Annotated in this window: 12 protein-coding genes; 9 read left to right on the top strand and 3 right to left on the bottom strand. The window is 60.9% G+C overall.

All coding sequences use genetic code 11. From position 1 onward, the window contains the following. The first annotated feature begins 6 nt into the window (after positions 1–6). The 6 genes from asnB to ACIOYV_RS25075 all read left to right on the top strand — a co-directional run bounded on the left by asnB (position 7) and on the right by ACIOYV_RS25075 (position 7679). Positions 7–1860: an asparagine synthase (glutamine-hydrolyzing) gene (gene asnB / locus ACIOYV_RS25100; RefSeq protein ID WP_401327954.1), complete on the top strand. Its 1854-nt coding sequence runs from the start codon at positions 7–9 to the stop codon at positions 1858–1860. Between the two features lie 81 nt (positions 1861–1941). After that, positions 1942–3315, top strand: a complete 1374-nt coding sequence (locus ACIOYV_RS25095; RefSeq protein WP_401327951.1) for a KamA family radical SAM protein — start codon at positions 1942–1944, stop codon at positions 3313–3315. Further along, on the top strand, positions 3312–4166 hold the full coding sequence (locus tag ACIOYV_RS25090) for an N-acyl homoserine lactonase family protein (RefSeq protein WP_401327948.1): 855 nt from the start codon (positions 3312–3314) through the stop codon (positions 4164–4166). The genes ACIOYV_RS25095 and ACIOYV_RS25090 overlap by 4 nt, the downstream gene beginning before the upstream one ends. A gap of 42 nt (positions 4167–4208) precedes the next feature. Continuing rightward, positions 4209–6110, top strand: coding sequence for an FAD/NAD(P)-binding protein (locus ACIOYV_RS25085; protein ID WP_401327945.1), 1902 nt, complete (start codon positions 4209–4211; stop codon positions 6108–6110). Continuing rightward, positions 6107–6769 carry a maleylacetoacetate isomerase gene (maiA, locus tag ACIOYV_RS25080; RefSeq protein ID WP_401327943.1) on the top strand — a complete coding sequence of 221 codons (663 nt, stop codon included), beginning with the start codon at positions 6107–6109 and terminating at the stop codon, positions 6767–6769. Before ACIOYV_RS25085 ends, maiA begins: the two co-directional genes overlap by 4 nt. 79 nt (positions 6770–6848) lie before the next feature. Continuing rightward, positions 6849–7679 carry a class I SAM-dependent methyltransferase gene (locus tag ACIOYV_RS25075; protein ID WP_054616709.1) on the top strand — a complete coding sequence of 277 codons (831 nt, stop codon included), beginning with the start codon at positions 6849–6851 and terminating at the stop codon, positions 7677–7679. Positions 7680–7760: 81 nt separating this feature from the next. On the opposite strand, the gene ACIOYV_RS25070 is transcribed toward ACIOYV_RS25075, so the two are convergent. The 3 genes from ACIOYV_RS25070 to ACIOYV_RS25060 form a co-directional block, all read right to left on the bottom strand. After that, positions 7761–8393, bottom strand: coding sequence for a TetR/AcrR family transcriptional regulator (locus ACIOYV_RS25070; RefSeq protein ID WP_054052600.1), 633 nt, complete (start codon positions 8391–8393; stop codon positions 7761–7763). A gap of 82 nt (positions 8394–8475) precedes the next feature. Continuing rightward, positions 8476–10995 (bottom strand): ATP-dependent helicase HrpB, encoded by a 2520-nt coding sequence (gene hrpB / locus ACIOYV_RS25065; protein ID WP_401327939.1) that lies wholly within the window; start codon positions 10993–10995, stop codon positions 8476–8478. A gap of 43 nt (positions 10996–11038) precedes the next feature. Continuing rightward, complete coding sequence (locus ACIOYV_RS25060) at positions 11039–12175, bottom strand: alkene reductase (protein ID WP_401327937.1); 1137 nt, start codon at positions 12173–12175, stop codon at positions 11039–11041. 87 nt (positions 12176–12262) lie between these two features. Here ACIOYV_RS25060 and ACIOYV_RS25055 point away from each other — a divergent pair, with 87 nt between their 5' ends. From ACIOYV_RS25055 to ACIOYV_RS25045, 3 genes are all read left to right on the top strand, one after another. Then, positions 12263–12646: a winged helix-turn-helix transcriptional regulator gene (locus tag ACIOYV_RS25055; RefSeq protein ID WP_401327935.1), complete on the top strand. Its 384-nt coding sequence runs from the start codon at positions 12263–12265 to the stop codon at positions 12644–12646. Between the two features lie 21 nt (positions 12647–12667). Beyond that, positions 12668–13312, top strand: a complete 645-nt coding sequence (locus ACIOYV_RS25050; protein ID WP_401327932.1) for an HD domain-containing protein — start codon at positions 12668–12670, stop codon at positions 13310–13312. Between the two features lie 153 nt (positions 13313–13465). Beyond that, positions 13466–13885 (top strand): polyribonucleotide nucleotidyltransferase, encoded by a 420-nt coding sequence (locus ACIOYV_RS25045; protein ID WP_163911555.1) that lies wholly within the window; start codon positions 13466–13468, stop codon positions 13883–13885. Positions 13886–13904: the final 19 nt, after the last annotated feature.

The raw sequence follows: 13904 nt of genomic DNA, 5'->3' as shown, positions 1-13904 counted from the left end.
CACGGTATGTGTGGAGTCACAGGGTGGGTTTCGTACGGCCAGGACCTGCGTTTACAACGCAAGGTATTGCAGGACATGACCGATACCATGGCGTTGCGCGGGCCGGATGCTGAAGGCTTGTGGATCGATGGGCCAGTGGGCCTGGGTCATCGGCGCCTGTCGGTGATCGACCTTGAAGGAGGTCGTCAGCCAATGCTGGCCAAGGGCAAGACCGGCCAGAATGCTGCCGTCATCACCTACAGCGGCGAGGTGTACAACTTCCAGGAGTTGCGCGCTGAACTGCAATCTCGCGGCCACCGCTTCGAGACACGCAGTGATACGGAAGTCGTGCTGGTGGCTTATCTGGAATGGGGCGAAGCCTTTGTTGACCGGCTCAACGGCATCTATGCCTTTGCCATCTGGGACATTCGCACCCAACAGTTGCTGTTAGTGCGCGACCGCGCCGGCGTCAAGCCACTGTTTTATTACCTGACCCGTGACGGCCTGGTATTTGGCTCCGAACCCAAGGCATTGCTGGCCAATCCGCTGGTGCCGCGCCGGGTCAAGGCCGATGGCTTGCGTGAAATCCTCGAGATGGTCAAAACCCCGGGCCGTGCAATCTTCGAAGGCATGCGTGAAGTACTGCCCGGCGAGTGGGTGCGGGTCACCCGCAATGGACTTGTCCGGCAGCGCTATTGGCAATTGCAGGCCCGTGAGCACGAGCACAGTCTCAGCCAGACCATCAGCCACACCCGCGACTTGCTCGAAGACATCGTCGGGCGCCAAGTGGTGGCGGATGTGCCGTTGTGCAGCCTGCTCTCGGGCGGCCTGGACTCCTCGATCATCACCGCGCTGGCTTCCAAAAAGCTTCTGCAAAACGGCAAAGACAATATTCGCTCGTACTCCCTGGAGTTCCGCGACCACGGCCAGGACTTTGTCGCCAACAACTTCAACCTCACGCCGGATGCGCCTTTCGTCCAGGCGCTGGTGGAGATGATTCATTCGACCCACGAAGAAGTGATTCTCGACAGCGCGCTGATGGCTGACCCGCAATTGCACCTTCAAGTCGTGCGCGCGCTGGATCTGCCGCCCGCGTTCTGGGGCGACATGTGGCCTTCGCTCTATCGGCTTTTCGAGGAAGTGCGCAAACACTCCACCGTCGCGCTGTCAGGCGAAGCGGCAGACGAATTGTTTGGCGGCTACCGCTGGTTTCACGATCCCCAGGCCATTGCCGAGAACACCTTTGGCTGGATGACGTCAGCCACTGGCAAATATTTCGATGGCAAGGCCCTCCTCGATCCAGGCCTGGTCAAGCAGCTTGATATTCCGACGTTCCTGAAGGACAGCTACGCCCAGGCCGTCAATGAAGTCCCGGTATTGGCCGCAGAAAGCGCGGTTAACCGGCGTATGCGCCAGGAAACCTACGTTCACCTGACGCGCTGCATGCAGATCATGCTGGACCGCAAGGACCGCATGAGCATGGCGGTAGGCCTGGAGGTCAGGGTGCCGTTTTGCGACCACCGACTGGTCGATTACGCCTTCAACATTCCGTGGGAAATGAAAGCCTTCGATGGCCGGGAGAAAAGCATCCTGCGCGCCGCCGTGAAGGATCTGTTGCCGGCGTCGATTCTTGACCGCGTCAAGAATCCCTACCCGGCAACCCAGGATCCGGCCTACGAGCGCCAGTTGCGCGCCTCGATGAGCCAGATTGCCAACGACCCCAATGCACCGGCCCGGCCACTGCTGGACAGCCAACGTATCCAGCAGGTGCTGAGCACCGAGGTCGGCGCTTCTTCGGCGCGTCAGAACCGGATTGGCATGGAAATGGCCATTGGCCTGAATACCTGGCTGGGTGAGTACGACGTCACGCTGGATCTTTAAACCCTGCGGCATTTTCACCCCCGAGGACTGTCGGCACCTGCCGGCCTTTAGTTTTGATTTCCATCCTTCAGGAGAGGGCTCATGGAAGATAACCAAGTGTGGACGTTCAAACCCTATACCCGGCAAACCATCAGCAAGGCGCCGCAGTGGGCATTCTTCACGGAGGAGCAGCGGGAGGTGATCAGCGTCGTTTCCCTGGTGCTGCCGTTTCGGGTCAACAACTACGTGCTCGACGAATTGATCGACTGGGACAACATCCCTGATGATCCGATCTATCGGCTGACTTTCCCCCATCGCGACATGCTGCGTGAGCACGAATACGTGGCCTTGCGTGATCTCCTGGCGACCGGTGCACCGCAGGCGGCCATTGATGCGCAGGTGAGTATTATTCGCCAGCGCATGAACCCGCACCCCGCTGGCCAGATGACCCATAACGTGCCGCTCCTGCACGGCAAACCGGTGGCGGGCATCCAGCACAAATACCGCGAGACCGTGCTGTTTTTCCCCAGCGCCGGGCAAACCTGCCACGCCTACTGCACCTTCTGTTTCCGCTGGCCGCAGTTCGTTGGCATGGAAGACCTGAAGTTCAATGCCAAATGCTCGCAGAATCTGGTCGAGTACTTGAAGTTGCACCCCGAAGTCACCGACGTCCTGATTACCGGCGGCGACCCGCTGGTCATGAGCGCCCGGGCGCTGCGGGCCTATATCGAGCCGTTGCTCACGGACGAACTGGCGCATGTGCAGAACATTCGTATAGGCACCAAGTCAGTGGCCTACTGGCCCCAGCGATTCATCAGCGACAAAGATTCGCACGACCTGCTGGACCTGTTCGAGAGCGTCGTCACCGCCGGACGAAGCCTGGCGATCATGGGTCATTACAACCACCCGCGTGAACTCAAGCACCCCATCGCACAGGCAGCGGTGCGCAACATCATTGCCACCGGCGCGACCATCCGCGTCCAGGCGCCGCTGATCCGGCACGTCAACGAAGCGCCGGAGGACTGGGCAGAGCTGTGGACCACCGCGGTTCGCCTGGGGGCCATTCCTTATTACATGTTCGTGGAACGCGACACCGGCCCCAGCGAGTACTTCAACCTGCCGCTGGCTCGCGCCTATGAAATCTTTACCCAGGCTTACCGCATCGTCTCGGGCCTGGCGCGCACGGTCAGAGGCCCTTCGATGAGCGCGTTCCCGGGCAAGGTCATGATTGACGGGATCACCGAAATCGCCGGGGAAAAGGTCTTCGTCCTGCAGTTTCTGCAGGCGCGTAATCCGTTGTGGGTGCGCCGTCCGTTCTTCGCCAAGTTCGACCCCGAAGCCACCTGGCTTGACGATCTTGTGCCGGCCTTTGGCGAAAAACATTTCTTCTTCGAACAACACTTTGCCGCCAACGACGACGTAATCCTGGTCGAGTTGCTCGATGACGACGAACCCCTGCTGGAAGTCATGGAATGAATGCTCCTGCGTCTGACGCGCCGCTCCCCCAATACGAAGTCTTTGCCCTGCGCTATGCCACCCATGGCGAACGACGCAGTGCCGAAAACTATATGGGCGACGACCCCCACGATGATATTTCGATGCCGCTGGACTTCTATGTCTGGGTCATCCGGGACAGCCAGCGCACTCTGCTGGTCGATACCGGTTTCAGCGCCGAAATGGCCGCACGTCGCAAGCGCACGTACCTGCAATCGCCGGTTCAATTGCTGGAGCGCCTGGACATTGATGCGGGTGCGGTACAAGACATCATCATTACCCACATGCACTACGACCATGCAGGGAACATCGATGCGTTCCCCAACGCGCGCCTGCATTTGCAGGAAGCCGAGATGGCCTATTGCACCGGCCGATGCATGTGCCATGTGCCGCTGCGCAAACCCTTCGAAGCGCGGGACGTCGCCTCGGCGATCGAGCGTCTGTATGCCGGCCGGGTGGAGTTCGCCGACGGCGACAAAACCATTGCGCCTGGCATAAGCGTGCATTTGCTCGGCGGCCATACCGCGGGCCTGCAAGTGGTCAGGGTGCATACCGCTCGCGGCTTCGTAGTGCTGGCCAGCGATGCCGCGCATTACTGGGACAACCTGCGCTCGCGCCGGCCATTCCCGATCGTGCTCGACGTGGCCGACATGCTGGATGGTCACCAGCGCATCGAACATCTGGCCGATGGGCCGCAACACATTATTCCTGGTCACGACCCGGCGGTTCGCCTGCGCTTTCCGACCTGGCAGGGCGACCCGGACATCGTCGCCTTGCACGAGCAGCCGGTTTCCACCCTGGCACTGGATGCGGCCCCTTGGGCGAATGAATGAAGGGCTCACACCGGGCTGGCGCAGAGCATGGAGGTTCGAACAATGCAGCTGATTAAAGTGGCAATTATCGGCATGGGGCCAAGAGGCCTGACTGTGCTGGAAAGAATGCTGGAACACGCACGCACGCTGCCGGCCGGCAAGCGGCTACAGGTTGATATTTTCGACCGCCGGCCACTTGGGGAAGGGGTCCACGATTCACAGCAACCGGACCACCTGTTGATCAATACGGTGTCGTCCCAGGTCACGATGTTCGCACCGTCGAGCATCGCGGGCGCCGCCGGGCAGGGTTTGTCCCTTGTGCAATGGGCGCGCCTGGAGGGTTACCGCCGCATCGGCGGACTGTTTTGCCGTACCTGCGTCGACAGCAGTGAACCGATCACTGACGCAGACCACCTGCCGCGCAGCCTGCTGGGTGAATACCTCGCCTGGTTCTATAACCATCTTGCGCAGCAGTTGCCTTCGACCATCACGCTCAACCCGAGGCCCCACAACGTCATCGACCTGATCCCCCGGCACGAAGGCTACGACGTGGTCCTGGATAACGGTGAAGTCAGTCAGGTGGACTATGCCGTGATCACCACGGGCCACGGCAACCGCGAGCCGACGGCTCAAGACCTGGCGTTTTCGACATTTGCCGTACAGCAGGCCCCCAGAAATCCGCACCTGGGCTATTTCCCCACGCCTTACCCCGTGCAAGACCTGAACACGATTGCGCCCCAGGCAACCGTGGCCATCCAGGGTTTCGGCCTGACCGCCCACGATGTTATTTCGGCACTGACGCTGGGCCGTGGCGGGCGTTACGTCGAGCAGCAAGGGCGACTGAAGTATCTGCCGTCTGGCGAGGAACCCGGCTTGCTGCTGTTCTCTCGCAACTGCCTGCCTTTTGCCTCCCGCGGCATCAATCAGAAAGGTTTGACCGGCAAGCACGTGGCGCAGTTTTTCACCCCGGCCGCCATGCTGGCACAGCGCGAACGGGTGCTGGCTCGCACCGGCAGTGCGCAACTGGATTTTCGCCAAGACGTGTTGCCGTTGGTTATCAAGGAAATGGCGTACGCCTATCGAGTGGCCGCCACCGGCCAACCGGTTGCCCCAGAAAGCTTCGAGCCGAGTGCCGAAGAACGGGCGGCGATCAACCGGATTCTGTGGCCGCTCGACGGTCAGGCATTCGCCAGCCAGGAGGATTTCGGACGATTTTTTGAAGCCCTGGTCCGCGACGATCTGGATCAAGCGCTCAAGGGCAATATCGGCAGCCCGGTGAAAGCCGCCACCGACGTGCTTCGAGACACTCGCGAAGCGTTGCGGGTGGCCGTCGAATACAGCGGCCTGACGCCTGACTCCCATCGATTCTTCGTGGAGCAGTTCAACGCCATCACCAACCGTGTCTCATTCGGGCCGCCCAGGCAGCGCAACTTCGAGTACCTGGCATTGCGCGAGGCCGGCCTGATCGATATCGCCGGAGGCCCGGGTGCGCAATTGAGCATGGACGCCGAGCGCGGCCAATTCAGGATCGACACCCACTACCCGCAACACACTGAGCAACGTTATGCCGATGCGTTGGTCATTGCGCGGCTGGACGCTTATTCGCCCTTGAGCGATGGCGCTGCGTTGACCAAGAACCTGTTGTCTCGCGGGCTGATTCAGCCCTACCGCAACGGCGACTACCACCCAGGCGGGATCGACATCGACGCCGATCTGCATCCCCTGAGTGCACAGGGCAAGCCAGAAAAGCGTCTATGGGCGATCGGTTACCCCGTCGAAGGCCAGCATTTCTACACCCATGCCCTGCCTCGTCCGGGCATCGCCTCGCGCCAGACCCTCGATGCCCAACGGTGTGTCCTGGGCCTGTGGGACTCGATCAGCAGTCACTCTCACCTTTCCTTTCCGGCATCGGCCAATGATGAATCCAGCCGCTCGGCGGCGGCGCTTTCAAGGAGCAGCTCTTGATCAGATTGCATGGCTTCTATCGCTCATCGGCGACCTATCGGGTGCGCATTGCCTTGAACCTCAAGGCGCTGGATTACATCTCGATGGAGCACGACCTGACCCGGGGCGAGCATCGCCAGGCACCCTACTTGCGCGTCAACCCGCAAGGCCTGGTGCCAGCCCTTGAACTGCATGGTCTGGTACTGACGCAGTCGCAGGCCATCATCGAGTATCTGGATGAGGTCTATCCGCAGGTGCCGCTGCTGCCGCCGGACCCACCCGGCCGGGCACGGGTGCGGGCGCTGTACCAGTTGATCGCCGCCGACACCCACCACGTCACCACCCTGCGCGTCGGCCATTACCTGCGAACGCAGCACGGTGCCGACGAGCATCAGGTTCGCCAGTGGCAGCACCACTGGCTCAAGGAAAGTTTCACGGCGATCGAGACGCTGCTGGACCGCAGCGCCACGACCGGGCGCTTCGCCCATGGCGACCATTTGACCCTCGCCGACATCGCGCTGGCGCCTCAGGTCTATGCGGCCCAGCGCCTGGAACTGCCCATCGACCCATGGCCGAACCTGGCCCGGGTTGTCGGCAACAGCATGGTCGAACCCGCGTTTATCCGCGCACACCCCAACAACCAGGCCGTACCGGCTCAGCGCCTGAACGCGCTGAACTGACGGACCCCGACCGTTCACATTGGCTGCACTGGCTACACCTCGTTCATACCTAAACAAAAACCAGCAAGGAGAGTTGAAGATGGGCCTGAATACTTACTTTGATCGCAAGCACCTGGAAGCGCATTACGCAACGACAGAAGACTACAAGCAGCGGTCAGACTCATGGGAAACACTGGCTAAGAACTCCATCAGCCAATGGTATGCCGAAGAACTCAAAGAGCTGAAGTTCACCGAAGTGCTGGATGCGGGTGCTGGCCTGGGCCGCTTCAGCGATGCGGTGGCGCGCTCGAAAGACGTCAACATCACGGCGATCGATATTTCCCCCGAAATGGTGCAAGCCACCCGTGAACGCGTGGAAGCCTTGCCGGGCAACCACCGCTTCATTCAATCGTCTATCGAGGACGCACCGTTTGAACCAGGGAGTTTCGATCTGATCCTGGCCAACCTGGTGCTGCACCATGTGCCGGACATCAAAGTGGCGTTCGAAAAACTGGCGACCCTGGTCAAGCCCGGTGGACACATCGCCCTGCTGACCGCCGACTTCGACTGGATGCGTGAATTGAATCGGCTGCAGGACCACGCCCTGCTCACACTCGGGTTCCCGTTCGATGGCCCGGCCTTGACTGCCCCAGGCACCAACAGCTTCTGCGAAGCCAACATCATGAGGTTCGTGCCGCAATCACTGACACTGGTTAAAAAACCCTGGTTCGACGGCACCATGGTGTTCCCGGACGCGGACGCCGTGCTGAACTTTTACACGCGCACCCTGCGCTACAAGAACATCGCCCAACAGGTCGGCGATGATTCCTTGAAGCACGCGGCCAGTGAGCTCATCGAGAAATATTGCCGGCAGGATGGCGAGCTGAAGGTCTCCAGCAGCGTTTATCAATATGTATTCAAGAAAGTCTGATGAGCTAGAACGCGCATGAAGTTGCACCGATGGCCGCCCCAATCAGGCGGCCATCGGTGTATTCGGCGCAGCGAATGCAGGTCATCGACGTGCGATGGACGCCATGGACATGTCCACGATGGCCGTCAATCGCGACTCCTCGTGCACCATTTTGCCGAACACCCGCAACCCCTGGATCATGCACAGCAGATAATCCCCCACGGTCTTTTCATCCAGCGCCGCGTTGAACACCCCTTCAGACTGACCACGAATGACCGTCGCCGTCAGCAAGGTCAGGGTCCGGCTCATGAAGGATTCGATGCGCGCATACAGGGCGGTGTCTTCCGGCATCATTTCCAGGGTGGTGTTGACGATGAAACAACCATCCAACTCTTCCAGCGCCGAAGCCGAGCGCGTGTAATGCATCAACGCGGCCCTCAACGATTGATCGGCAGGCTCGATGGTGTTCAGTCGCGCCGCCAACTGGGCGATAGAACCGTTGCTGTAATGCTCGATCGCCGCCAGCAACATCCCATGCTTGTCACCAAAAGCACCGTACAGGCTGCCCCTCATCAACCCCGTCGCCTTGCAGATTTCATCCAATGACGTGCCGCGATAGCCACGCGCCCAAAAGACCTGTGCAACGACCTCGCAAACGCTATCGACGTCGAACTCTCGTGGACGTCCACGTCCCGGTGGGCTGGCAGGTTTTTTGGCGATTTCGATATTGGGCATGATTAAGAAATGACAGTCAGGCTCGTTTTGCATGATGGGTCCCGTGACTACGCGCGTCAACCACGCCACCGGGCAGCGGGCATCAGGGCTTGCGCGGCTTGATCCGCGCCGTCGCCTCAGCCACCAACGGATCATCCGGCCAGTAATGCTTGGGATAGCGCCCCTTCAAATCCTTCTTCACTTCGGCGTAGGTACTGCGCCAGAAGTTCGCCAAATCCTGAGTCACCTGCACTGGCCGCCGCGCCGGGGACAGCAGGTGCAGCTTGACCACTTGCCGGCCGCCGGCAATGCGCGGGGTTTCGGCCAAGCCAAACAGCTCTTGCAAACGCACCGCCAGAATCGGCGGTTGCTCGCTGTAGTCCAACCGAATCGATGAGCCCGACGGCACGCTCAAATGATGCGGCGCCAGTTCATCGAGGCGTTGCGGCAATGGCCACGGCAACTGGTTATGCACGATGCTCGACAGGTCCAGATTGGCGAAGTGGCTGAGTCGCGAGACTTTGCCCAGATACGGCATCAACCAGTGTTCGAGTTTTTCAAGCAGCGCGGCGTCGCTGACGTCCGGCCATTCACTTTCACCTTTGGCGCCCAAGTCCAACTGGCGCAACAACGCCACCCGCGCTTGCCACTGACGCAATTCCGGAGTCCATGGCAGCAGCTCCAGGCCTTTGCGCCGCACCAGATTCACCAGCGCCTGGCTGCGTGCGGTTTCGTCGAGCCCGGTCAAGGGTTCGCGGCTGAGGATCAGCTCACCGACCTTGCGTTGCCGCTCGGCCCGCAACACGCCTTCGCGCTCGTCCCAATCCAGTTGATCGACGTTGCGCACCTGCTCGGCCAAGACTGAATCGAACAGCGCCGGATCGAAATCCGCCGCCAGGTAAATCCGTTCTTCACGCTGGCCCTGACGACTGCCGAGATCGGCGATCACCAGCCAGGGTTGTTTCATCAAACTGTCGGCCTCGGTAAACAATGCCGCACGCCCGTTGGCCAAGCGATATTCCGCACCGCCGGCCCGGCGCTGTTGCGCGACTCGATCCGGATAGGCCAACGCCAGCAGAGCGCCGAGCCAGCGCGGATGATCGGGATCGCTGACCGGCTCCGAGGTTTTGCCGCGCAAGTGGCCGCGAAACTGCCGCGCCAATTGACGCGCTCGCTGCACGCCGCCCTGGGCGCCGCGAGCAGCGCGTTCTTCGCCGGACAACAGGACCAATCGAGTGTGCAGATCGGCGCCGGCGCCGCGCAAAATGTCTCGCTCGCCAAGCAGTGCCGCGACGTCGCACGCCATGTCCGCCAGACCTAACGCCTGCCCGCGCAACAGCAAATGCGCGATGCGCGGATGCACCGGCAGCTGGGCCATGGCCTGACCATGACGAGTCAGTGCCTCGCCATCCAGTGCGCCCAAGCGTTCGAGCAGATCCTGTGCCTGTGCATACGCGGCGGCCGGAGGCACATCGAGCCAGGCCAATTGCCCGGGCGTCACGCCCCAGCGGCCGAGTTGCAAGGCCAGTCCGGCGAGGTCGGCGCAGAGTATTTCCGGGCTGGCGTAGGCGGCCAGTTGCTCGTGCTGATCCTGCGACCATAAGCGGTAACAGGCACCCGGCTCCAGCCGTCCGGCCCGGCCCGCGCGCTGGGTGGCGCTGGCCTTGGAAATGCGCTGCGTATCGAGGCGGGTCATGCCGCTGCGCGGATCGAAATACGGCACGCGTTCCAGCCCCGCATCGATGACCACGCGCACGCCTTCGATGGTCAGGCTGGTCTCGGCAATGTTGGTGGCCAGCACCACTTTGCGTTTACCGGCTGGTGCCGGATCAATCGCGGCGCGTTGCGCAGCCAGGTCGAGTTCACCGTGCAATGGGCAGAGCAGCACCTGCGGGTTTTCACCGAGCGCCTCGATCAGTTGTTGATGGACGCGGCGGATTTCCATCTGCCCCGGAAGGAACACCAGGATGCTGCCGCTTTGCTCATCGATTGCATCCAGACAGGCCTGGACCACTCGCGGCTCGACTGGCTCACCGGGCCGAAATGGCCGCCCCCAAATCGTCGATACGGGGTACATCCGGCCTTCGCTGGTGATCACCGGAGCGTCGTCGAGCAATCGTGAAATGCGATCGCCTTCCAATGTTGCTGACATCACCAGCACTTTCAGGGGCAACTCGTCGCGCAGCAATTCACGGCCATTAAGCGTGAGCGCCAACGCGAGATCCGCATCCAGGTTGCGTGAGTGGAACTCGTCAAAAATCACCAGCCCAACACCTTCCAGCGCGGGGTCTTCTTGAAGTCGACGCGCCAAAATGCCTTCGGTCACGACCTCGATGCGAGTCTTTGGACCCACGCGGCTTTCCAGGCGAATTCGATAGCCTACCGTCTCGCCGACCTTCTCCCCCAACTCACTCGCCAACCTTTCCGCAGCAGCCCGCGCTGCCAGCCGACGGGGTTCCAGCATCAGGATGGTCTGCCCACCCAGCCACGTTTCATGCAGCACGGCCAATGGAACGCGGGTGGTCTTACCGGCACCGGGCGGTGCTTGCAAGACCACCTCGTTGCGATCGGTCAAGGCTTGGAGAAGGGCCGGCAGAGCGGCATCGATGGGCAAAGAATTCATGGTGGCTCCCGGGCAGACGGAGCAGTATAACGGCGCGAGCACATTACTGACTGGAATAGGCCGGGAAGTCCGTGTAACCCACTTCACCCTGCCGGGTGTAATACGTTGATCGGTCCGCTTCGGCTAACGGCCAGTCGTACTTGAGACGCTCGGCCAGATCCGGGTTGGCGATATAGGGTCTGCCGAAGGCAATCAGATCGACCAATCCGGTGTCGAGCGCTTCCTCGGCGCCCTGGCGATCAGTGAAGCCACCACACCAGATGATCGTGCCAGGAAACGCCGCCCGGACCTTGGCCAGCAGCGCGTGGTCGAGGTGGTGGGATTTGAACTCGGCAACTTCCATGTTCGCCTCAGGCATCAGCTCGTAGACCAGATGCAGATAGGCGACGCCGAGACGGCCCAATTGTCCGGCCACGTACAGCAAGGTTTCCTCGGTCAGAGGGTCCGCCGGAATACCGTTGAACCTGCCGAACGGCGACAGGCGCACGCCAACGCGGCCCGGGCCCAACTCACGCACCGCCGCTTCAACGACTTCCAACAGGAAGCGTGTACGGTTTTCCACGCTGGCGCCGCCGTAGCAATCGGTGCGGGTATTGAGCACCGAGTTCATGAACTGCTCGAACAGATAACCGTTGGCGCCATGGATTTCGACACCGTCAAATCCAGCCTCGCGGGCGTGGGCGCTGTCTTTGGAAAAAGTGTCAACCAACCTCATCACTTCCTCCGTCCTCAGGCGCCTTGGCGTGCCGGCGGGGATATGGCCCAACTTGCCATCCGGGCCGTGGGCAAACACCTGCGACTCCGCCCGCTCCGCGGTTACGCCCCAAGGTGCCTCGCCGTTCGGCATGAGCGAGGGGTGGGCCATCCGGCCGACGTGCCATAACTGCAAAAATATCGTGCCGCCCTTGCGGTGAACCTCATCTGTCACCAACCGCCAGCCCCGCCGTTGGGCTGGCGTGTAGATGCCTGGGGTCAACGCGTAGCCGTTGCTGGATGGAGCAACGTCGGTGGCCTCGGCCACGATTAGGCCCGCACTGGCCCGCTGCCCGTAATAAGTGGCCATCAGCTCATTCGGGATGTCACCTTCAGAGGTCCGCGTGCGCGTCATGGGCGCCATGACAATCCGGTTCTTCAGCAGAACGGTGCCGCCAAGCAGTTGTGATTCGAACAGGTTTATCATAGGTTTCCTTCGGTCGAATGGATCGGAAGGAAAGCCTACTTTTCGCCCATCATCCCCATCTACACACCGTTTAGTCAGTGGTTGCATATGAAGACAATCAATAGACTTCCGGGCCTGCCCATCGAGCGCGCGCTGGGCGTCCTCTCGGGGCGCTGGAAAGCGGTCATCCTGCATGTGCTGCTGGATGGCCCGCAACGCACTTGTGACCTGGAAAACCGGATTGCCGGCATCTCACAGAAAGTCCTGATCGAGCAACTGCGGGCGCTTGAGGAACACGGCATGCTGAGTCGGCAACCCAGCTCCCAAGATCGCCAGGGCATCGAATACCTGCTCACCCCGCTGGGCGAAAGCCTGCGGCCGATTCTAGAGTCGTTGATCGAATGGGGAACCCATCACGCCAGGGAGCTCGACGAGTCCCACAGGCTACTGCCGTGTGAGGCTGTCGTGCGCGCTCGCACTGACGCGTATTGAGATCGGAGGATAAGCAACATCATGGCCATCAACACCCGTGTCGACATCAGCATTCCCGACAGCCCATTAGCGCACGAAGCGACGCAGCTCATTCGCGACACTGAAAGCGAGTTACTGTTTTCCCACTCGACCCGTGTGTATTGCTGGGGCGCCCTGATCGGTCGGCAAAGGGAATTGGTTTTCGACCACGAGCTGCTTTACGTGGCCTCGATGTTCCATGACATCGGCCTGACCTCGGCGTACGGGCAGAGTCAACTTCGCTTCGAAGTGGACGGCGCGAATGCCGCGCGTGATTTTCTGCGCAATCATGGCATTGGCGAGCGGGATATAGAAAAAGTCTGGAACGCCGTCGCCCTGCATACGACGCCAGGCATTCCGCAACACATGCATCCAGAGATCGCCCTGCTGCAGGCCGGCGCCGGGATGGACGTGGCGGGGCGTGGTTTTGAGCAGTTCACCGACGAACAACGGCAATCGGTGATTAGCGCCTATCCGCGTGAAACCGATTTTGCACACAAGATGATCGACGAGTTTTATCACGGGATGAAGCACCGGCCGGGCAGCACTTTCGGCACGTTCAACGACGATTTCCTCGCATTCAAGGACCCGAGCTTTGAGCGAACGAATCTGTGCAGCGTCATCTTGTGCTCGCATTGGGAGCGATAAACTTCACGCTGCTCCCGCAGGACTGAGACACGGCGCTAATTTACGGTGGGCACGCCCTGCCGGGCCGAGTATAACGGCGAACTGTCTGGCGTTAATCACAGTCCTAATTCATATAGACGCCCATTCGTTTTCAAATGACCCAGGAGATTTCCTATGCGTGTTCCCTTTCGCCTGATTGGCGGTGTTCTGGTCGCCACCCTGCTGACCCAGGTGACCGCCTGTGGTTCGATTTTCTACCCGGATCGTCGCGGTCAGATCGACGGCAAGATCGACCCGGCCATTGCCGTGCTCGATGCCGTGGGCCTGTTGTTCTACATCGTCCCTGGCCTGATCGCGTTTGCCGTCGACTTCGCCACCGGCGCGATTTATTTCGAGCCAGGCAAGACTGCCCAGGTCGCGCCGGAAAAACTCAAGGAAGCGATCGGCCCGGACGGCCAGGTCGATAACCGCAAGTTGCAGACTATTCTGGAAACCGAACTGGGCCGCAGCTTCCCGCTGGATGACCCACGCCTGATCCAGCACAAGGGCAGCAGCCAGCAACTGGCCATGTTCGGCCTGCAACCTGCCGCGTAACTCCGTGCACTCAAAGGAA

It is taken from the genome of Pseudomonas sp. NPDC087342 (assembly GCF_044744265.1).
Classification (GTDB): domain Bacteria; phylum Pseudomonadota; class Gammaproteobacteria; order Pseudomonadales; family Pseudomonadaceae; genus Aquipseudomonas; species Aquipseudomonas nunensis.
Note: the sequence above shows the minus strand (reverse complement) of the source record. Positions and strands in the feature narration are given on the sequence as shown.